Source organism: Micromonospora sp. WMMD708 (assembly GCF_049315245.1).
GTDB lineage: Bacteria > Actinomycetota > Actinomycetes > Mycobacteriales > Micromonosporaceae > Micromonospora > Micromonospora wenchangensis.
Genome location: NZ_CP186060.1, coordinates 1,202,501 through 1,223,385, shown reverse-complemented (window position 1 = coordinate 1,223,385; position 20,885 = coordinate 1,202,501). Strand labels below are relative to the sequence as shown.

13 protein-coding genes and 2 rRNA genes (1 of these 15 cut by a window edge) are annotated in these 20,885 nt (G+C 70.6%); 6 read left to right on the top strand and 9 right to left on the bottom strand.

All coding sequences use genetic code 11. The annotated features are described in order from the left end of the window. Positions 1-124: 124 nt before the first annotated feature. Together ACN260_RS05630 and ileS are read right to left on the bottom strand one after the other, a co-directional pair. Positions 125-835, bottom strand: a complete 711-nt coding sequence (locus ACN260_RS05630; protein WP_422754996.1) for a lysophospholipid acyltransferase family protein — start codon at positions 833-835, stop codon at positions 125-127. A gap of 150 nt (positions 836-985) precedes the next feature. Further along, complete coding sequence (gene ileS, locus ACN260_RS05625) at positions 986-4,132, bottom strand: isoleucine--tRNA ligase (RefSeq protein WP_422754995.1); 3,147 nt, start codon at positions 4,130-4,132, stop codon at positions 986-988. Between the two features lie 320 nt (positions 4,133-4,452). Between ileS and ACN260_RS05620 the strand changes: the two genes are divergently transcribed. The 3 genes from ACN260_RS05620 to ACN260_RS05610 are packed head-to-tail and all read left to right on the top strand — an operon-like array spanning position 4,453 to position 7,029. Further along, positions 4,453-5,463, top strand: coding sequence for an ABC transporter ATP-binding protein (locus tag ACN260_RS05620; protein ID WP_421483749.1), 1,011 nt, complete (start codon positions 4,453-4,455; stop codon positions 5,461-5,463). Further along, positions 5,460-6,230, top strand: a complete 771-nt coding sequence (locus ACN260_RS05615) for an ABC transporter permease (RefSeq protein WP_422754994.1) — start codon at positions 5,460-5,462, stop codon at positions 6,228-6,230. The genes ACN260_RS05620 and ACN260_RS05615 overlap by 4 nt, the downstream gene beginning before the upstream one ends. Before the next feature lie 10 nt (positions 6,231-6,240). Continuing rightward, positions 6,241-7,029 carry an ABC transporter permease gene (locus tag ACN260_RS05610; protein ID WP_422754993.1) on the top strand — a complete coding sequence of 263 codons (789 nt, stop codon included), beginning with the start codon at positions 6,241-6,243 and terminating at the stop codon, positions 7,027-7,029. A 13-nt stretch (positions 7,030-7,042) separates the two neighbouring features. Here the strand turns inward: ACN260_RS05610 and ACN260_RS05605 are convergent, their stop codons facing one another. After that, positions 7,043-7,825, bottom strand: coding sequence for an alpha/beta fold hydrolase (locus ACN260_RS05605; RefSeq protein WP_422754992.1), 783 nt, complete (start codon positions 7,823-7,825; stop codon positions 7,043-7,045). A 140-nt stretch (positions 7,826-7,965) separates the two neighbouring features. On the opposite strand from ACN260_RS05605, the gene ACN260_RS05600 reads away from it, so the two are divergent. Further along, on the top strand, positions 7,966-10,410 hold the full coding sequence (locus tag ACN260_RS05600; protein ID WP_422754991.1) for a glycogen debranching N-terminal domain-containing protein: 2,445 nt from the start codon (positions 7,966-7,968) through the stop codon (positions 10,408-10,410). Positions 10,411-10,440: 30 nt separating this feature from the next. On the opposite strand, the gene ndk is transcribed toward ACN260_RS05600, so the two are convergent. Continuing rightward, a complete protein-coding gene (gene ndk / locus ACN260_RS05595) occupies positions 10,441-10,866 on the bottom strand; it encodes a nucleoside-diphosphate kinase (protein ID WP_204926261.1) in 426 nt (141 codons plus the stop codon). 141 nt (positions 10,867-11,007) lie between these two features. On the opposite strand from ndk, the gene ACN260_RS05590 reads away from it, so the two are divergent. After that, complete coding sequence (locus tag ACN260_RS05590; protein ID WP_422754990.1) at positions 11,008-12,462, top strand: VOC family protein; 1,455 nt, start codon at positions 11,008-11,010, stop codon at positions 12,460-12,462. A 6-nt stretch (positions 12,463-12,468) separates the two neighbouring features. Here the strand turns inward: ACN260_RS05590 and ACN260_RS05585 are convergent, their stop codons facing one another. From ACN260_RS05585 to ACN260_RS05575, 3 genes are all read right to left on the bottom strand, one after another. Beyond that, positions 12,469-12,894, bottom strand: a complete 426-nt coding sequence (locus tag ACN260_RS05585; RefSeq protein WP_422754989.1) for a DUF4233 domain-containing protein — start codon at positions 12,892-12,894, stop codon at positions 12,469-12,471. Further along, positions 12,891-14,162 carry a bifunctional folylpolyglutamate synthase/dihydrofolate synthase gene (locus ACN260_RS05580; RefSeq protein ID WP_422756629.1) on the bottom strand — a complete coding sequence of 424 codons (1,272 nt, stop codon included), beginning with the start codon at positions 14,160-14,162 and terminating at the stop codon, positions 12,891-12,893. Before ACN260_RS05580 ends, ACN260_RS05585 begins: the two co-directional genes overlap by 4 nt. 92 nt (positions 14,163-14,254) lie before the next feature. Continuing rightward, entirely contained in the window at positions 14,255-16,873 is a 2,619-nt protein-coding gene (locus ACN260_RS05575) for a valine--tRNA ligase (protein ID WP_422754988.1), read from the bottom strand. A 70-nt stretch (positions 16,874-16,943) separates the two neighbouring features. Here ACN260_RS05575 and ACN260_RS05570 point away from each other — a divergent pair, with 70 nt between their 5' ends. Continuing rightward, a complete protein-coding gene (locus ACN260_RS05570; protein ID WP_422754987.1) occupies positions 16,944-17,627 on the top strand; it encodes a hypothetical protein in 684 nt (227 codons plus the stop codon). A 413-nt stretch (positions 17,628-18,040) separates the two neighbouring features. Here the strand turns inward: ACN260_RS05570 and rrf are convergent. Beyond that, positions 18,041-18,157, bottom strand: a 5S ribosomal RNA gene (rrf, locus tag ACN260_RS05565). A 97-nt stretch (positions 18,158-18,254) separates the two neighbouring features. After that, positions 18,255-20,885: ribosomal RNA gene (locus tag ACN260_RS05560) — 23S ribosomal RNA — on the bottom strand (it continues 478 nt past the right edge of the window).

Genomic DNA, 20,885 nt, shown 5'->3' with positions numbered 1-20,885 from the left:
CCCGGCCCAACCGCGGGGGGGCGGCCGGGCCTGTCCCACGGTCACGCCGCCGGTGCCCGAGCGGCCGGGCGGGTCGGGCGGTGCCGGTCACGCGCGCCCGCGCCGGTCGGCGCGGGCGCGGCGGTCAGGCCGGTGCGCTGCCGGCGGTGGGCGTACCGCCCGAGGTGGGTTCGGCGCGGCGGGGGGCGTACCGGGGGACGTACTCCTGGCCGGTGAGCTTCTGGATCTCGGCCATCAGCTCGTCGGTCATCTCCCGCAGCGAGGTGCGGTCGTCGGAGCGGCCGGTGAAGTCCAGCGGCTTGCCGAACCGGATGATGATCTTCGCCTTGCCGGGGCGGGGAATGCGGGTGCCGATCGGCTGGACCTTGTCGGTGCCGAGCACCCCGACCGGGATCACCGGCACCCCGGCCGCCACCGCCAGCCGGGCGGTGCCGGTCCGTCCCCGGTAGAGCCGGCCGTCGGGCGACCGGGTCCCCTCGGGATAGACGGCGACCAGGTCACCGCCGCGCAGCGCGGGGATGGCCGCGTCGAACGCGGACAGTGCGGCCCGGCCACCGGCCCGCTCGACCGGGATGGCACCCAGGCCGGTGAGCACGAACTTGGACAGCGCACCCTTCGGGCCGGTGCCGGTGAAGTACTCCGACTTGGCCCAGAAGGCGAGGTGCCGGGGAACGACGGTGCCGAGCAGCAGCTCGTCGGCGACGGAGAGGTGGTTGCCCGCGAAGATCGCGCCGCCGCTCGCCGGAATGTGCTCCAGCCCCTCCACGACCGGACGGAACGCCAGCCGCATCGCGGGTCCCACGGTGAGCTTGCCGATGGTGTAGAGCAGCGGCACGGGTCCTCCGGCGGTCGTACGGTGAAACAGGCGGTGTCACGGTAGCGGACGGACGCCCGTACGACCCAACGGGTGCACGTGCGTCCGCCTGCTGGATGGCGCGGGTGGTCGCGGGGTCCCGACCCGACGGGCCGGGACCCCGCTACGACCTCACACCTTGCGGACGGTGACCGTCACCCGTTCGCCGTCGCCGACCTCACCGGTGAAGCCGTCGAGGCCGTCGGCGAAGTCCACCGTGTCGGCGAGCACCTCCCGGGCCACGAACCCGGTGTACGCCGACACCGCCGCCCGGACCTGCTCGGAGGCCGCCACCGACACCACGATCCGGTCGGAGATGTCCAGGTCGGCGTCCCGGCGGGCCTGCTGCACCACCCGGACCACGTCCCGGGCCAGCCCTTCGGCGGCCAGTTCCGGGGTCACCTCGGTGTCGAGCACCACCACGCCCTCACCACCGGGTAGCGGTGCGGAGTGCTCGGCGTCGGCGGCGACCAGCCGCAGCTCGTACTCGCCCTCGGCGAGGGTGACCCCGGCGGCGACGGGGGCGCCGTCGCGCAGCTCCCACTCCCCCGCCTTGACCGCCCTGATCACCTGCTGCACCTGCTTGCCGACCCGGGGGCCGAGCGCCCGGGGCACCACCGTCAGCACCTGCTGGCAGTAGCTGGCGACCTCCGCCGAGAACGCCACCTCCTTGACGTTGACCTCGTCGGCGACCAGGTCGGCGAACGGCCGGAGCTGGTCGGCGACCGGGGAGGCCACGGTCAGCTTCGGCAGCGGCAGCCGGACCCGCAGCCCCTTGGCCTTGCGCAGCGACAGCGCCGCCGAGCAGACGTCCCGGGTGGCGTCCATCGCCGCGACCAGGTCGTGGTCGGCGGGCAGGTCCTGCGCCGACGGCCAGTCGGTCAGGTGCACCGACCGCCCACCGGTCAGCCCACGCCAGATCTCCTCGGCGGTCAGTGGGGCCAGCGGCGCCACCACCCGGCAGAGCGTCTCCAGCACGGTCCACAGCGTGTCGAACGCGTCGGCGTCACCCGACCAGAACCGGTCCCGGGAGCGACGCACGTACCAGTTGGTCAGCGCGTCCAGGTAGGACCGGACGGTGCCGCACGCCCCGGAGATGTCGTACGCGTCCATCTGCGCGCCGACGGTCTCCACCAGTTCCCGGGTCTTGGCCAGCACGTACCGGTCGAGCAGGTGCGTGCTGTCCACCCGCCGCCGGGCGGTGTGCCCGTCGGCGTTGGCGTAGAGCGAGAAGAAGTACCAGACGTTCCACAGCGGCAGCAGCACCTGCCGGACGGCGTCGCGGATCGCCGGTTCGGTGACCGCCATGTCGCCGCCGCGCAGCACCGGCGAGGACATCAGCATCCAGCGCATCGCGTCCGAGCCGTACGCGTCGAAGACGTGGTAGACGTCCGGGTAGTTGCGCAGGCTCTTGGACATCTTGCGCCCGTCGGAGCCGAGCAGGATGCCGTGGCTGAGGCAGTTGCGGAACGCCGGCCTGTCGAACAGCGCGGTGGCCAGCACGTGCATGGTGTAGAACCAGCCCCGGGTCTGCCCGATGTACTCGACGATGAAGTCACCCGGGTAGTGGTGCTCGAACCAGTCCGCGTTCTCGAACGGGTAGTGCACCTGGGCGAACGGCATCGACCCGGACTCGAACCAGCAGTCCAGCACCTCCGGAACCCGGCGCATCGTCGAGCGGCCCGTCGGGTCGTCCGGGTTGGGGCGGGTCAGGTCGTCCACCGCCGGCCGGTGCAGGTCGGTCAGGCGTACGCCGAAGTCCCGCTCGATGTCGGCCAGCGAACCGTAGACGTCGACCCGGGGGTAGGTCGGGTCGTCGGACTTCCACACCGGGATCGGCGAGCCCCAGAACCGGTTGCGGCTGATCGACCAGTCGCGGGCGTTGGCCAGCCACTTGCCGAACGAGCCGTCCTTGATGTGACCCGGCGTCCAGTTGATCTGCTGGTTCAGCTCGACCATCCGGTCCCGGAACTGCGTCACCGCGACGAACCACGACGACACCGCCTTGTAGACCAGCGGGGTGTCGCAGCGCCAGCAGTGCGGGTACGAGTGGGTGTAGGTGTCCTGCCGCAGCACCACCCCCCGCTCCTTGAGCTCCCGGATCACCGGCTTGTTGACGTCGAAGACCTGCTCGCCCTGGTATGGCGGGACCAGCGCGGTGAACCGGGTGTGGTCGTCGACGGTGACGACGGTGGGGATGCCGGCGGCGTTGCAGACGTTCTGGTCGTCCTCGCCGAACGCCGGGGCGAGGTGCACGATCCCGGTGCCGTCCTCGGTGGTGACGAACTCCGCGCCGAGCACCTGGTAGGCGTTCGGGCCGGCCTGCTCGACGAGGAAGTCGTAGAGCGGGGTGTAACGGCGTCCGACCAGGGCCTTTCCGGTCACCCAGCCGACCTGCTCGTACCCCTCCAACTCCTTGGCGTACGCCCCGAGCCGGGACTCCCCGACCACGTACCGCTGGCCGTCGCGCTCCAGCACCGCGTACCTGATGTCCGGGCCGACGGCGAGCGCGAGGTTGGACGGCAGGGTCCACGGGGTGGTGGTCCAGACGCCCAGCCTGACCGGCCCCCGGACCAGCTCCGGGGCCCGCTCGTCCGGGGTCAGCTCGAACCACACGGTAAGCGTCGGGTCGTGCCGGTCGCGGTAGACGTCGTCCATCCGGGTCTCGGTGTTCGACAGCGGCGTCTCGCACCGCCAGCAGTACGCCAGCACCCGGAAGCCCTCGTAGACCAGGCCCTTGTCGTGCAGGGTCCTGAAGGCCCACATGACGCTTTCCATGTAGTCCAGGTCGAGGGTCTTGTAGTCGTTGGCGAAGTCGACCCAGCGGGCCTGCCGGGTGACGTACCGCTCCCAGTCCTGGGTGAACTCCAGCACCGAGGACCGGCACGCCTCGTTGAACCGGGCCACCCCCAGGTCGAGGATCTCCGCCTTGCTGGTGATGCCGAGCTGCTTCTCGGCCACCACCTCGGCGGGCAGGCCGTGACAGTCCCAGCCGAAGCGCCGCTCGACGTGCCGGCCGCGCATGGTCTGGTAGCGCGGCACCACGTCCTTGACGTACCCGGTGAACAGGTGGCCGTAGTGCGGCAGGCCGTTGGCGAACGGCGGGCCGTCGTAGAAGACGTACTCGTTCTTGCCGTCGTCGCCGGCCGGGCGGGCCGTCACGGACGCCTCGAAGGTCTGGTCGGTGCGCCAGTGCTCCAGGACGCGGCGCTCGACGTCGGGCAGGTCCGGGCTCGCCGGGACGCCGGCGGCGGTCGGGTCGTGCAGCGGATAGCCCATCGGGGGTCGGTCTCCTCTGGCAGCTCACTGGTCTCGTGGTCTGCGAGGACGAGCCTGCGCCGGTGCGCCGTGGTCGACGCCCCGGGCCGGGCCCGCGGTACCACCCCGCTTGACGGTCAGGATCGACCGCCCGCTCGTTGGCCGGCTGTGACGGGCCGCCCCGTCCGGTTCTAGTCGGGCCCTGCGGGCCCTTTCTTCCGGAGGCTCACCGGTGATGGCCGGGTCGTCGCCTGTACCGGCAAGGATACTCGACCTGTCCGGGTCACCGCCGCCGAGTAACGGGGGTGCGGGCGGCCGGGCCGACCCATAGATTCGCGGCCATGGGTGAGCACGCGATCGAGGCGGTGGGGCTGCACCGCAGCTACCGCAGCCGGACCGGCTGGCTACGACCGCAGCGCCGGGAGGTGCACGCCGTCGCCGGGGTCGACCTCGCGGTGGGCCACGGTGAGCTGTTCGGCCTGCTCGGCCCGAACGGCGCCGGCAAGACCACCACCATCAAGCTGCTCAACACCCTGCTGGTCCCGACGGCGGGCGCGGCGAGGATCTGCGGCTTCGACGTGGTCCGGCAGACCCGGGAGGTGCGCCGACGCATCGGGTACGTCTTCGGCGGCGACCGGGGCCTCTACGACCGGCTCTCCGCAAGGGACAACCTGCGCTACTTCGCCGAGCTGTACGGCGTGCCGGGCCGGGAGCAGAAGCGCCGGATCGCCGAACTGTTCGAGCTGGTCCGGTTGACCGGCCGGGAGGACGACCGGGTCGAGGGCTACTCGCGGGGGATGCGCCAGCGGCTGCACATCGCCCGGGGGCTGCTGCACCGGCCCCGGGTGCTGTTCCTCGACGAGCCGTCGATCGGGGTCGACCCGGTGGCCGCCCGGGAGCTGCGGCAGACCGTCGCCGACCTCGCCGCCACCGGCACCACCGTGCTACTGACCACGCACTACATGGCCGAGGCCGACGAGTTGTGCGGTCGGATCGCGGTGATCGCGGGCGGCCGGATCCAGGCCCTGGGCACCCCCGCCGAGCTGCGTCACCACGCCGACGGCCGGCGGGTGCTGGAGGTGGAGGCGTACGGGGTGACCGACGGGCAGCTGGCCGCCATCCGGGCCCGGCCTGGCGTCCGCGAGGTGAGCCTGGCGGTGCACGGGGCGGCGCAGGTCCTCGGGGTGCAGTCCGACGCGGGGGTGGACGTGCAGGCCGACGTGCTGCGGGAGCTGGGCGGGGTACGGCTGGGCCGGGTGACCGCCCGGCAGCCCACCCTGGAGGACGCGTACGTGGCGATCGTCAACCGGGCGGCGGAGCCGACGCCGGTGGCCGGGCCGGTGCCGGCGTGAGCACCCTGCGGATGATCGCGGTCGGCGCGCTGCTGCACGTCAAGCAGCTCAGCCGGTCCCCGTTCGAGATCGCCATCGCGTTGTTCGTCCCGGTGGTGCAGGCGACCCTGGCGGTCTACCTGTTCCGGGCCGGCGGTGAGCCGGACCGGCTGCTGGAGGCGGCGGTCGGCGCGGGCCTGATGGGGGTCTGGTCGACGGTGCTGTTCGGCTCCGGCGGGGCGATCCAGAACCAGCGCTGGCAGGGCACCCTGGAGATGATCATGTTGGCGCCCCGGTCGCCCGCGCTGGTGCTGCTGCCGGTCACCCTGGCCACCGGCATCACCGGCACCTACGCGATGCTCGCCACGCTGGCCTGGGGCCGGCTGCTGTACGGCATCCCGCTCGACTTCGCCCACCCGGTGGCCTTCCCGGTGGCCGTCGCCGGCTGCATCGCCGGGCTGGGCATGTTCGGGCTGCTGCTGGCGTCCGGCTTCGTGCTGCTGCGGCACGCCAACGCGCTGGCCAACATGCTGGAGTACCCGATCTGGCTGGTCTCCGGGATGCTCGTGCCGGTCACCGCGCTGCCCGGCTGGACCGGTCCGGTCGCCGCGGTGCTGCCGACCACCTGGGGTGCCCGCGCGGTGCACGAGGCCGCGTCCGGCGGGCCGGTCTGGCCGGCGCTGGCCGTCTGCCTGGCGATCAGCCTGGCCTGCCTGGCCGCCGGCTGGGCCCTGATGACGTACGTCGAGCACCGGGCCCGGGTCACCGCGACCCTGGCCCTGGCCTGAGGAGGCACCGGTGGGCGCGCTGCTGCGGCTGGTCGGGGTGGGCGGGGTCATCGCCTACCGGGCCCTGTTCAACTGGACCACCCCGTCGATCTTCGTGGGCACCCTGCTGGTGGGCCCGCTGTTCCAGCTCTTCTTCTTCGCCTACCTGGGGCGGGAGTTCGGGGTCGCCGACGACCGGTTCTACATCGTCGGCAACGCGGTGCTCACCGCCGCGCTGGCCTGCGTCTACGGCGGCACCATGGCGGTGGCCAACGAGCGGCGTTTCGGCACCCTGGGGCACGTGCTGCTCTCCCCGCGCAGCCGCACCGCCATCTTCCTCGGCCGGGTGCTGCCGTACGCCGGCAACGGCCTGCTGATCGCGGCGAGCACGCTCACCGTGGCCGCGCTCCTGCTCGGCCTGCGGATCCCGGCCACCGCCCTGCCCGGCCTGCTGCTGGCGCTGGCCTCGGCCTCGCTGGCCTGCGGTTTCTTCGGGCTGACCCTGGGAGCGCTGGGGTTGCGCTTCCGGGACGTCTTCCTGATCTCGAACGTGGCGGTGGCGCTGCTGCTGTTGTTCACCGGGGTGAACGTGCCGGCCGACAGCCTGCCGGCGGGCATCCGCGCGGTGGGCGCGGTGCTGCCGATCACCCACGCCGCCGACGCGGCCCGGCGACTGGCCGGCGGCGCCCCGCTGGGCGACGTCCTGCCGGCGATCGGCCTCGAACTGGCCGTCGGGGTCGGCTACGCCGTGCTGGCGGCCGGGCTGCTGACGGTCTTCGAGGCGGAGTCCCGTCGCCGCGCCACGCTGGACACCCTGTGAGTGGCGGCCCGGCTCAGTCGGTGACCTCCAGGTAGCGGTCGACCATCGCGTCGACCTGCGCCGGCACCTGGAGCTGCACGAAGTGCCCGGAACCCACGGTCTGCCCGATGAACGCCTGCGGGGCGAGTTCGGCCAGCCGGGCGTAGTCGGCGAACGGGGCGTTGCTGCCCACGAAGAGCAGCGGGCGGTCCCAGCGGCGCAGGGCGGCCACGTCCTGCTCGGCGGCGATCCAGTCGGCCAGCCCGGCGATCGGCGCGTACGCCACCTCGGTCGACGGGCGGGCGGTGGCCGCCACCACCCGCTCCACCAGGCGCGGGTCGGAGTACGGCGGGAAGTACGCCCGGACGATCGACTCCCGCACCGCGCCCGAGGTGTCCTCCCGCAGCGACGCCGCCACCTGGGCGATCGCGGCGGCGGAACCGGGTGCCCCGGCCACCGCGGAGTCGAGCAGCCCCAGCGCGGTGAACCGGTCCCGGTCCCCGGCGGCGGCCTGAAGCGACCAGACCCCGCCCAGGCTGTGCCCGATCACGAAGACCCGGCGCAGGTCGAGTGCGTCGGCGAAGGCCCGCAGGTGACCGGCCATCGCGGTGACCGCGTAGCCGTCGGCCGGGGGCGGGCTGGCCCCGTGGCCCGGCATGTCGACGGCGATCACCCGGTCCTGGCGGGTGGCCAGGTGCCGGGCCAGGGGTGCCATGAAGTCGTGGTCGCAGCACCAGCCGTGCACCAGCAGGAAGGTGCTCCGCCTGCCGTGCCCGTACGTCCAGTACCGCATCCCGGCGGCAGTCTGCCCGTCCATCGTCGAACCCTCCCCGGTGTTTTCGCAGGTAGTGGCGTCCTTCCACTTAAGCGCGCCCGGTCGGACAGGGCACGGCGTATTGTTCCTTTTGGCACACCTGGACCTTTTCGGGTGGCGCAGCGGTGGGACGGGAGCGGGCCGTGGACGGGCGGATCGACGAGTTCTTCGCCGCCCTGGCCGCCGACGGCCGGGGCCGGTTGCCCGTCGCCCCCAGCGGACTGCTCCGCTTCGACATCGTCGCCGAGGGCGGCGAGACCGCCACCTGGTTCGTCCGGCTCGACGGCGCACAGATCCGGGTCGCGCGCACCGGCGAACACCCCGACTGCACGGTCGAGGTCCGACCCGAGGCGTTCGTCCGGCTGCTTGCCGGCCGGGACAACATGGTGTCGATGCTGCTGCGCGGCGACGCCTCGGTCGCCGGCGACCTGGCGCTGCTGTTCACCTTCCGGCGGCTGCTCCCGGTCGCCGCCGACAGCGTGGGCACCGAACCCGCCGCCGAACTGGTCCCCCACACCGCCTCCGGTGTCATCGGGCTGCACGAGGTCACCAGCGTCTTCGCCGGCAACATGTTCATGATCAGCGGGAAGAACGGGGACGTGCGGGCCACGCCGACCTCCCCGCTCGGGCTCTTCTCCTTCGACACCCGGTTCCTGTCCACCTGGGCGCTGACCATCGACACCGAGTCCCTCTCGGTGCTCTCCGTCGACGACGTCGCCACCTACGAGGCGAAGTTCGGGCTGGTCCCCGGCGAACCCACCCACTACGTCAACGCCACCACCTCCGTGCTGCGGCACCGCTGGGTCGGTCCGGAGTACGAGGAGGAGATCACCCTGTTCAACTACGCGCCGGAACCGGTGCGCTACGTCGTCCGGCTCGACGTGGGTGCGGACTTCGCCGAGGTGCTGGAGGTCCGCGACGGCTTCCGCCGGGCCCGGCCGGTGACCGTCACCATCGCCGACGACGCGCTACGGCTGCACTACAAGCGGGCCGGCCTGCACCGGGAGACCGTGATCACCTCCAGCACGCCGGCCAGGATCGACGAGCACGGTCTGACCTGGACGTTCACCGTCGACCCCCACGGCACCTGGTCCACCCGGCTGCGGGTGCTCGCCCTCCTGCGCGACCTGCACCGCCGTGACCTGCGGGAACGGCTCACCAGTTCGGTGGGGCGCAGCCAGCACCAGCGGGGCCGGGACATCACCGAACGCACCGCCGGGGTGCCCCGGCTGCGCGCCGACCACAAGGCGCTCCAGCGGGCGTACGAGTACGGCGTGCGGGACCTGGCCGCGCTGCACTACCCCGGGCTGAACTTCCCGACCGCGCTGCCCGCCACCGGGCTGCCCTGGTCGATGGCGCTGCTCGGCCGGGAGAGCCTGGTCAGCAGCTTCCAGGCGCTGCCGTTCATGCCCGAACGGGCGGTCAACACGCTGCGCATCCTGGCGCTGAGCCAGGGCGTCCGGCACGACCCGTTCCGCGGCGAGCAACCCGGCAAGATCCTCCAGGAGAGCCGGTACGGCGACTCCGGCGCGTTCAACGACACCCCGGAGTCGGCCAGCTTCAGCGCCGCCGACACCACCGCCGCCTTCGTCATCCTGCTCGACGAGTACGAACGCTGGACCGGCGACGCGGAACTGGTACGCCGGTTCGAGTTCGAGGTCCGGGCCGCCATCGGCTGGCTCGACCACGACGCGGACCGGGACGGCACCGGCTACGTCTGGTCCACCCGACGCCCGACCCGCACCGGGCCGCAGAACGAGAGCTGGCGCAACTCCGCCGACGCGATCTGCTTCGCCGACGGCCACCCGCCCACCTACCCGCTGGCCATCTGCGAGATCCAGGGGTACGCCTTCGAGGCCCGCCGCCGGGCCGCCCGGATGGCCCGCCGGTTCTGGGACGACCCCGGCTGGGCCGACCGGCTCGAACGCGACGCCGCCCGGCTGCGGGAACGGTTCGACCGGGACTTCTGGCTGCCCGACCGGGGCCACTACGCGGTGGCCGTGCAGCTCGACGGCGTCCCGCTGGACTCCCTCACGTCCAACATGGGGCAGCTGCTGTGCACCGGCATCGTCGCCCCGCACCGCGCCGAGCAGCTGGTGGCGCACCTGATGTCCCCGGCGATGTACTCCGGCTGGGGCATCCGCACCCTGGCCAGCACGGCGGCCGACTACAACCCGCTGGGCCACCACACCGGCGCCGTCTGGCCCTGGGAGAACTCGCTGATCGCCTGGGGGCTGCGCCGGGCCGGGTTCCGGGCGCAGGCCGCCCGGGTCGCCACCGGGCTGCTCGACGCCGCCCGGCACTTCCAGGGCCGGCTGCCGGCGTACCTCACCGGCTACGACCGGGCCACCACCCACGTCCCCGTCCCGCACGGGTTCACCGACAGCCCGTACGCGCCGTCGGCCGGAGCGCCCCTGATGCTGCTGCGCGCGCTGCTCGGGCTGGAACCGTACGAGGACCACCTCGCCGTCGACGCCGCCGTCCCGGAGGAGCTGGGCCAGATCGAGCTGCTCGACATCAGGGGCCGCTGGGGGTACGCCGACGCGCTCGGCCGGGGTCGCCCGTTCCGCGACCGGCCGGTCCCCTGACGCGTCCCTGGGCGGCCGGGGTGACCCGGGTCAGCCCAGGGCCGGGAACCAGAGCGCGATCTCGCGCTTGGCGCTGTCGGTGGAGTCCGAGGCGTGCACCAGGTTCTCCCGGTTGGACAGCGACAGGTCACCCCGGATCGTGCCGGCGGCGGCCTTACGCCCGTCGGTGCTGCCGATCATCGCCCGGACCACCTCGATCACCTGGTCACCGGAGAGCACCAGCGACACCAGCGGCCCGCTGGTCATGAACGTCTTCAGCGGCGGGTAGAACGGCTTGTCCACGTGCTCGGCGTAGTGCTGGTCGGCGAACCCGCCGTCCAGCGTCCGGATCTCCAACGCGTCGATCCGCAGGCCCTTGCGCTCGAAGCGGGAGATGATCTCGCCGACCAGGCCACGGCGCACCGCGTCGGGCTTGATCAGTACGAGGGTGCGCTCATCCGGGCTGCTGCTGGACACGCTGGGTTCCTCCTGTGCGCACAAGGCGGTTCGGCTGGGTACGGTCAGCCTAGCGACCCGGTACCGGCACCGGCGCGGCGGCTGCTCTTTCCCTCGGTCGCCGCGCGGCCTAGCCTGGCTCTGACCCCTGGGAGGTCCACTGTGGCGAATGGCGGGAACCGCACCATCGCGCCGGTACGCAAGCTGATCGCCGCGGTGCTCGGCACCGTGGCGGTCTTCGTCGTCCTGTTCGGGCTGGGCATGACCAGCTGGGCCATCGTCGCGCTGGGCGTGGCCCTGGTCGTGCTCGCCGTCGCCCTGGGCACCGTACGCGGCGGCGGACGCACCTGGGTGGTCGGCGTCGGGCACGTGCACAGCGCTTCCGAACCCCCCACCCAGTACTCCTTCGGCCGGTGCGAGCTCCAGTTGGTGATCGACGCGCCGGGCCTGCCGCCCCGGTCCAAGAAGATCATCGAGCCCCGGGTGCCGGTGGCGAAGTGGCCGTCGCTGGGGCAGACCCTGCCGATCCGGGTGGCCCTGGACGACCAGCGGCACGTCCGCGTCCTGTGGGACGAGGTACCGACCCACACCGAGGCCGCCGCGGGCGTGACCGACCTGCCCCCGGAGTACGCCGACGCCGAGCCGCTCGACGACATGCTGATCCAGCAGGAGGCCCCGCCGTGGGCGGGCCGCACGGCCGACGACGACTTCCACGACGAGTTCCGGGACGACCTGCGTGACCCGCCGCCCGCCGACCCGACCCGGCCCGACCCGCTGCGCGCGGAGCCGCCGCACCCGGACCCGGTCCGGGCCGAGCCGCTGCGCGACGACGTGGAGGTGCTGACCGACGAGCGGGAGCCGGTGGTGATGCACCAGCGGCCGGGCGGCCCGGTGGTGCTGGAAGGCACCCTGGTCGAGCAGCCGGCGACCGGCCAACTCCCCCGCCGCGCCACCGCCCCCGCTTCGGCCGCCCCCGCTTCGGCCGCCGCCGCGTCCACCGCCGCCACCAGCCCCGCCGGCACCGCCCACACCGGTGCCGCCGGCCCGGCCGCCGCTGCATCCACGGCCGCGCCGGCCCCCCGGTCGCCCGCCGAGGAGCGGTTCGACGCGCCGATCCTCGACCCGGTCGACGTCCCGCTTGACGCGCCCACCACCGGTGACGGCCGGCTCGACCCCGACCTGGACGAGGCGATCTTCGGGTACGACCCGGGCGCCGCGACCGCCGGGGGCGACGATGCGGCCGGCCCGATCAGCGGCGTCGGGCTGACCCTGCTGGTCACCGACCTGTCCCGCTCGCTGGACTTCTACCGGGACCTCGGCTTCGAGGAGTTCGACCGGGGCGTCGGCAACGCGGTGCTCGCCTCCGGGCAGACCCGGCTGGTGCTGCGCGAGGTGACCGGGGCCGCCCCGATCAGCCGGCGGTTGGTCCACGTCAACCTGGAGGTCGACGACATCGAGGCGGCGTACCGGCGGCTCAAGGACACCGGCGTCCGGTTCACCTACGCACCCCGGGTGGTCAACCGGGGCACCAGACTGGAGGTGTGGGCCGCCGCCTTCCGGGACCCGGACGGGCACGGCATCGCGCTGACCCAGTGGCGGGAACGCGCCGAGGCGTGACCCGGCTCAGCCGAGGATGACCCGCCGCACGTGCAACGCGTACGCCCAGACCAGGGCGAAGATCACCCCGAGTCCGAACAGCGACCAGTGCAGCAGGCCGGCGAGCAGCAGCAACCCCTGCAACACGGTGCCCGCCGACCAGGCCCACGGGCGGCGCATCAGGCCGGCCAGCAGCACCGCCGCCACGGCCAGCGCCACGATGGCCGCGATCGCCGCCCCGCCGAAGTGCCCACCGACCAGCCGGATCGGCTGGATCGCCAGCAGCAGCACCAGCGCCTCCAGGCCGAGCGTCCCGGCCCCGAGCCCCCGGACGGCCGCCTCGGGATTGCGCAGCCCCGAACGCCGCCCGGCCGGGCCACTGCCCGCAGCCGGCTCCGGGTGGTCGGCAGGGCGGTGGTCTGCGTCCGGCCGGTCCGGGGTCGGGCCGGTCATCGCTTCAGCAGCCGTCGGGCGTCGGCCACCGTCACCACCGAGCCGGTGACCAGCACCCCCACCCCGGCCAACTCACCGGGCACGTCGTACTCGGCCTCGGCGACGGCCGCCTCGATGGCGTCCGGCATCGCGGCGGCCACCTGCACCCGGTCCGGTCCGAAGACCTCCCGGGCCAGTTCGGCCAACTCGTCGGCGGGCATCGCCCGGGGCGAGGAGTTACGGGTGACGACGAGCGAGTCGAGCACCGGTTCCAGCAGCTCCAGCAGCCCGGCGGCGTCCTTGTCGCCGAGTACGGCGAGCACCCCGACCAGCTTGCTGAACGCGAACTCCTCCTGGAGCGCGGTGACCGTGGCGGCCATCCCGTGCGGGTTGTGCGCCCCGTCCAGCAGCACCGTCGGGGCGTTGCGCACCTTCTCCAGCCGGCCCGGGGAGCTGGTCGCGGCGAAACCCTCCCGGACGGCCTCGACGTCGAGCTGCCGCTTCGCCCCGGCCCCGAGGAACGCCTCGACGGCGGCCAGCGCCACCGCCGCGTTCTGCGCCTGGTGCGCGCCGTGCAGCGGGAGGAACACCTCGTCGTACACCCCGCCGAGCCCCTGGAGGGTCAGCACCTGGCCGCCGACGGCGACCGCCCGGCGCAGCACCCCGAACTCCGCGCCCTCCCGGGCGACCGTGGCACCGACCTCGGCGCACCGTTCCAGGATCGGCCGGGCCGCCTCCTCCTCCTGCGCGGCGGCGATGACCGTCGCGCCGGAGTGGATGATGCCGGCCTTGTGCAGGGCGATGTCCTCCAGGGTGTCGCCGAGCCACTCGGTGTGGTCCAGCCCGATCGGGGTGAGCACGGCCACCCCGGCCTGGAGCACGTTGGTGGCGTCCTCGGCACCGCCCAGGCCCACCTCCACCACGGCCACGTCGACAGGCGCGTCGGCGAACGTGGCGAACGCCAGCGCGGTGGTCAGGTCGAAGTAGGTGAGCGGCTCGGCGGACCGCTGGTCGACCAGGTCGGCCAGCGGCTTCACCTCGCGGTACGTAGCGACGAAGCGGGCCTCGTCGACCGGCTCCCCGTCCAGGCTGATCCGCTCCCGGACGGTCTCCAGGTGCGGGCTGGTGTAGCGGCCGGTGTGCAGGCCGAAGGCCCGCAACAGCGAATCGATCATCCGGGCCGTGGACGTCTTGCCGTTCGTCCCGGTCAGGTGGATCGACGGGTACGCCCGCTGCGGGCTCCCCAGCAGGTCGAGCAGCGACTCGATGCGGTCCAGCGAGAAGTGCATGCGGGTGAACCCGCGCGCCGTCAACTCCGCGTCGACGGCGGCGAACTCATCGCGCCCCACGCCGGTCCGGTCGGGCTTATCGGTACGGTCGGTCACGACGGAAGCGCCTCCAGAGCGGCGTCGATGCGGACCAGATCGGCCTCGGCGACCGCCAGCCGGTCACGGATCTTGGCGACCACCGGCTCGGGCGCCTTCCCGACGAACGCCGGGTTGTCGAGCTTCGCGCGGGCCTGCGCGACCTCCTTCTCGGCGGCCGCCCGGTCCTTGGTGAGCCGGGCCCGCTCGGCGGCCACGTCGATCGACCCCCGGGTGTCCAGCGCGACGCTGACCTCGCCGGGCATGGCGAGGGTGGCACTGGCCTGGAAGTCGTCGGCCGGGGCGTCCAGCCGGGCCAGCGAACGGATCAACGGCTCGTGCGCCGCGATCTGGACCCCGGCCAGCCCGTCGAGGCGGGCGGCCACCCGCTGGGTCGGCCGCAGCCCCTGGTCGGAGCGGAACCGCCGGATCTCGGTCACCACCCGCTGGACGGTGCCGACCTCGCGCTCCGCGGCGTCGTCCACCAGCGTACGGTCGGCGACCGGCCAGGCCGCCGTCATCACCGTCTCGCCCCCGGTCAGCGCCGTCCACAGCTCCTCGGTGACGAACGGGATCACCGGGTGCAGCAGCCGTAGCAGTTGGTCCAGCACGTGCCCGAGCACCCGGCGGGTGGCGTCGGCGGCCGGCCCACCGGCGGCGAGCACCGGCTTGGCCAGCTCCACGTACCAGTCGCAGACGTCGTCCCAGGCGAAGTGGTAGAGCAGGTCGCACACCTTCGCGAACTCGTACGCCTCGAACTGCTCGTCCACCTCGGCGGTGACGTGCGCCAGCCGGGACAGGATCCACCTGTCGACGGTCGAGAGCTGGTCGGCGGCCGGCAGCGGGCCCCCGGTGTGCGCGCCGTTGAGCAGCGCGAACCGGGTGGCGTTCCACAGCTTGTTGCAGAAGTTGCGGGAGCCCTGGCACCACTCCTCGCTGACCGGCACGTCCCCGCCCGGGTTCGCGCCCCGGGCCAGGGTGAACCGGGTCGCGTCGGCCCCGTACCGGTCGACCCAGTCCAGCGGGTCGACCACGTTGCCGAACGACTTCGACATCTTCTTGCCGTACTGGTCGCGGACCATGCCGTGCAGGGCGACCGTGTCGAACGGCTGCCGGCCGTCCATCGCGTACAGGCCGAACATCATCATCCGGGCGACCCAGAAGAAGAGGATGTCGTAGCCGGTGACCAGCACGCTGGTCGGGTAGAACTTGGCCAGGTCCGGGGTGCGCTCCGGCCAGCCGAGGGTGGAAAACGGCCACAGGCCGCTGGAGAACCAGGTGTCCAGGACGTCCTCGTCCTGGACCCAGCCCTCGCCGGTGGGGGGCGTCTCGTCCGGGCCGACGCAGACGATCTCGCCCGCCGGGCCGTACCAGACCGGGATGCGGTGCCCCCACCACAGCTGCCGGGAGATGCACCAGTCGTGCATGTTGTCGACCCAGGCGAAGTAGCGCTTGGCCAGCTCGGCCGGCTCGATCTTCACCCGGCCGTCGCGCACCGCGTCGCCGGCCGCCTTCGCCAGCGGGGTGGTGTTGACGAACCACTGCAACGACAGCCGGGGCTCGACCGTGGTACGACACCGCGAGCAGTGCCCCACCGCATGCACGTAGGGCCGCTTCTCGGCCACGATCCGACCCTGCTCACGCAGCGCCGCCACGATCGCCGGGCGGGCCTCGTACCGGTCCAGGCCCTCGAACGGGCCGGGGGCGGTGATGACGCCCCGCTCGTCCATGATCGTCAGGGCGGGCAGGTCGTGCCGCTGGCCGATCTCGAAGTCGTTGGGGTCGTGTGCCGGGGTGACCTTGACCATGCCGGTGCCGAACGCCGGGTCGACGTGCTCGTCGGCGACGATCGGGATCCGCCGACCGGTCAACGGCACCTCGACCTCGGTGCCGACCAGGTGCCGGTAACGCTCGTCGTCGGGGTGCACGGCCACGGCGGTGTCCCCGAGCATGGTCTCGGCCCGGGTGGTGGCGACCACCACGTCGTCGCTGTACCGGATCGAGACCAGCTCACCCTCGTCGTCGGTGTGCTCCACCTCGATGTCCGACAGGGCGGTCAGGCAGCGCGGGCACCAGTTGATGATCCGGTTGGCCCGGTAGATCAGACCCTCGTCGTAGAGCTTCTTGAACATGGTCTGCACGGCCCGGGACAGGCCCTCGTCCATGGTGAAGCGTTCCCGGTCCCAGTCGACCGAGTCGCCGAGCCGGCGCATCTGGCCGAGGATCGCCCCGCCGGACTCGGCCTTCCACTGCCAGACCCGCTCGACGAACTTGTCCCGACCGAGGTCGTGCCGGGACAGCCCCTCACCCGCGAGTTGCCGCTCCACGACGTTCTGGGTGGCGATGCCGGCGTGGTCCGTGCCGGGCAGCCAGAGCGCCTCGTACCCCTGCATCCGCTTGCGGCGCACCAGCGAGTCCTGGACGGTGTGGTCCAGGGCATGGCCCATGTGCAGCACGCCGGTCACGTTCGGCGGGGGGATCACGATGGTGAACGGGGGCTTGTCACTCTGCGCCGACGCCCGGAAGTGGCCGGCGGCTACCCACTGCTCGTACCGTCGCTGCTCTACCTCGCCGGGCTGGTACTGGCCGGCAAGGGTCGGGGCGTCGGGGCGTCGGGCATCCAGTCTCTCGGTCACCTGTGAAAGTCTACGGAGCGCTTCGGCGGACCCGACGTGCGCCACCGGTCATTCGCGTACGGTGGCGAACATGTCCGACGCACATCTCACCGAGCGTCAGCTCATCGAGGGTCCCGAACCGGTCGAGCTGACCGACGAGCCGATCCGGTTGAGCACCCACGACCCGGAGCGGAGCCCGCAGGGGCGGGGCCCGGTGTCCCGACGCCGACGGATCGCCCTGACCGTCGCGCTCGTGGTCGGCCTGGTCGGCGCCGCCGCGCTCGGTACCGCAGGCTGGCGCATCGCCCAGCAGAAGGACGTCCGGCTGGACCCGCCCGGCCACCTCGCCGGTCTCAACCGCGACGACTCCGACCGGGCCCGCAGCACCGCCGACTACCTGCGCGCCGGATTCGCCGCCGACATCGACCTGGACCGCAGCATCGGTACGGTCTACCGCGACCCCGCCGACGAGAAGCGGACGGTGCTGTTCTTCGGTGGGACCACGTTGCTCTGGCAGCCGGAACGTGACCTGGACAGCCTGTTCCGGTTGATGGCCGACGAGACCGGCCGGGTGACCGACGTGCGTACGGTGCCTGCCGGGAAGTACGGCGGCGTGATGAAGTGTGGCCGGACCAGCGGCGACGGCGGCGACTTCGCGATCTGCGGATGGGCCGACCACGGCAGCGTGGCGATGGGCATGTTCGCCAACCGTTCCGTCGACGACTCGGCCGGCCTCTTCCGCCAGCTCCGCGAAGGCATTCAGACCCGGGACTGACCGCCGCCGGTCCCCAGTGCGGGGCTGACCGTGCCATGTCGGCGACGTTGCGCCTTCCCGGCAGAGCATCACCGCAACGTCGCCACCCGAGCGACTCGTGTCCGTCGAAGCGGGCTGCCCTCCCCCGACACGGGCGGGACCGGGTCGCTTCGATGTCGCCGGGGAAGGTGGCGGTTGCCGCGACGCCGTCGATTACCCCGACTTCGGGGATGTAGGGGTGTTCCGTGCCGGGATCACCGCTTCTCCCGCCCACCAGCCCCGACCTTCGGAGGCCTCTGGTGGGCCGTGGGGTCGGGCGAACACCCCCCGGGGGGGGTGTGTTCTGGGTGGTGACGGGGACCGGGTTCCGGGAAGAAACGGTGTGGAATGCAGTTGAGGCCAACCCCGATGGGGTTGGCCTCAACTGAAAGGTTGTCCGGCGGTGTCCTACTCTCCCACACCCTCCCGAGTGCAGTACCATCGGCGCTGGAGGGCTTAGCTTCCGGGTTCGGAATGTTGCCGGGCGTTTCCCCTCCGCCATGACCGCCGTAACACTATGAACATATCAAACAACACACACACCCAGGCTCACACCGGGGGGTTGTTCGATGTTTGTTCAGAGTTACACAGTGGACGCGTAGCAGCCTTGTTATCAAGTCCTCGGCCTATTAGTACCGGTCAACTCAACCCGTTACCGAGCTTACATTTCCGGCCTATCAACCCAGTCGTCTAGCTGGGGGCCTTACCCCCACAAAGTGGGGTGGGATACCTCATCTTGAAGCAGGCTTCCCGCTTAGATGCTTTCAGCGGTTATCCCTTCCGAACGTAGCTAACCAGCCGTGCCCCTGGCGGGACAACTGGCACACCAGAGGTTCGTCCGTCCCGGTCCTCTCGTACTAGGGACAGCCCTTCTCAAGTATCCTACGCGCACGGCGGATAGGGACCGAACTGTCTCACGACGTTCTAAACCCAGCTCGCGTACCGCTTTAATGGGCGAACAGCCCAACCCTTGGGACCTGCTACAGCCCCAGGATGCGACGAGCCGACATCGAGGTGCCAAACCATCCCGTCGATATGGACTCTTGGGGAAGATCAGCCTGTTATCCCCGGGGTACCTTTTATCCGTTGAGCGACACCGCTTCCACACGCAAGTGCCGGATCACTAGTCCCGACTTTCGTCCCTGCTCGACCTGTCAGTCTCACAGTCAAGCTCCCTTGTGCACTTGCACTCAACACCTGATTGCCAACCAGGCTGAGGGAACCTTTGGGCGCCTCCGTTACCCTTTAGGAGGCAACCGCCCCAGTTAAACTACCCACCAGACACTGTCCCTGAACCGGATAACGGTCCGAAGTTAGATACCCAAATCAACCAGAGTGGTATTTCAAGATTGCCTCCACCCATACTGGCGTACAGGTTTCACCGGCTCCCACCTATCCTACACAAGTCCATTCAGATACCAATGTCAAGCTATAGTAAAGGTCCCGGGGTCTTTCCGTCCTGCCGCGCGTAACGAGCATCTTTACTCGTACTGCAATTTCGCCGGGCCTGTGGTTGAGACAGTGGGGAAGTCGTTACGCCATTCGTGCAGGTCGGAACTTACCCGACAAGGAATTTCGCTACCTTAGGATGGTTATAGTTACCACCGCCGTTTACTGGCGCTTAAGTTCTCCGCTTCGCCCCGAAGAGCTAACAGGTCCCCTTAACGTTCCAGCACCGGGCAGGCGTCAGTCCATATACATCGAATTACTTCTTCGCATGGACCTGTGTTTTTAGTAAACAGTCGCTTCCCCCTGCTCTCTGCGGCCATACAACGCTCCACCCGCACGGGGCTTCACGTCTCCGGCCCCCCTTCTCCCTAAGTTACGGGGGCAATTTGCCGAGTTCCTTAACCACAGTTCGCCCGATCGCCTCGGTATTCTCTACCTGACCACCTGTGTCGGTTTGGGGTACGGGCCGCTCGAAACTCGCTAGAGGCTTTTCTCGGCAGCATAGGATCACTGACTTCACCTGAATCGGCTCGGCATCACGTCTCAGCCCTGTGTACCGCGGATTTGCCTACGGCACGGCCTACACGCTTACCCCGGCACAACCACCGGCCGGGATCAGCTACCTTCCTGCGTCACCCCATCGCTTGACTACTACCCGCCAGGTTCCCACGCTCCCCAACATCCGTCCGAAGACATCAGCCAGCTCGGGTGGTTAGCACAACGAGGTTCATCACGGGCGCTCCTTCGCGGGTACGGGAATATCAACCCGTTGTCCATCGACTACGCCTCTCGGCCTCGCCTTAGGTCCCGACTCACCCAGGGCGGATTAGCCTGGCCCTGGAACCCTTGGTCATCCGGCGGAAGGGTTTCTCACCCTTCTTTCGCTACTCATGCCTGCATTCTCACTCGTGCCGCGTCCACAACTAGGTCACCCCGCTGCTTCACCCCCGGCACGACGCTCCCCTACCCATCCACACACCTGCACGCACCATCAAGGGCACGCGAAGTTAAAATGTGAATGCCACAGCTTCGGCGGTGTGCTTGAGCCCCGCTACATTGTCGGCGCGGAACCACTTGACCAGTGAGCTATTACGCACTCTTTAAAGGGTGGCTGCTTCTAAGCCAACCTCCTGGTTGTCTATGCGACCCCACATCCTTTTCCACTTAGCACACGCTTAGGGGCCTTAGCTGGTGATCTGGGCTGTTTCCCTCTCGACTACGAAGCTTATCCCCCGCAGTCTCACTGCCGCGCTCTCACTTACCGGCATTCGGAGTTTGGCTGATTTCGGTAAGCTTGTAGGCCCCCTAGACCATCCAGTGCTCTACCTCCGGCAAGAAACACACGACGCTGCACCTAAATGCATTTCGGGGAGAACCAGCTATCACGGAGTTTGATTGGCCTTTCACCCCTAACCACAGATCATCCCCCAACTTTTCAACGTTGGTGGGTTCGGCCCTCCACGCGGTCTTACCCGCGCTTCAGCCTGCCCATGGCTAGATCACTCCGCTTCGGGTCTAGAACATGCGACTCAAACGCCCTCTTCAGACTCGCTTTCGCTACGGCTCCCCCACACGGGTTAACCTCGCCACATGCCACTAACTCGCAGGCTCATTCTTCAAAAGGCACGCCGTCACCCCGCAAGGCTCCGACGGATTGTAGGCGAACGGTTTCAGGTACTATTTCACTCCCCTCCCGGGGTACTTTTCACCATTCCCTCACGGTACTCGTCCGCTATCGGTCACCAGGAAGTATTTAGGCTTACCAGGTGGTCCTGGCAGATTCACGGCAGA

What these genes read in the sequence shown, in the direction of transcription:
- ACN260_RS05620 (WP_421483749.1), top strand. Translation starts at nt 4,453, where the DNA reads ATGGGTGAGCACGCGATCGAGGCGGTGGGGCTGCACCGCAGCTACCGC.
- ACN260_RS05570 (WP_422754987.1), top strand. Translation starts at nt 16,944, where the DNA reads ATGTCCGACGCACATCTCACCGAGCGTCAGCTCATCGAGGGTCCCGAA.
- ACN260_RS05580 (WP_422756629.1), bottom strand. Translation starts at nt 14,162, where the DNA reads ATGCACTTCTCGCTGGACCGCATCGAGTCGCTGCTCGACCTGCTGGGG.
- ACN260_RS05605 (WP_422754992.1), bottom strand. Translation starts at nt 7,825, where the DNA reads ATGGACGGGCAGACTGCCGCCGGGATGCGGTACTGGACGTACGGGCAC.
- ACN260_RS05585 (WP_422754989.1), bottom strand. Translation starts at nt 12,894, where the DNA reads ATGACCGGCCCGACCCCGGACCGGCCGGACGCAGACCACCGCCCTGCC.
- ileS (WP_422754995.1), bottom strand. Translation starts at nt 4,132, where the DNA reads ATGGGCTATCCGCTGCACGACCCGACCGCCGCCGGCGTCCCGGCGAGC.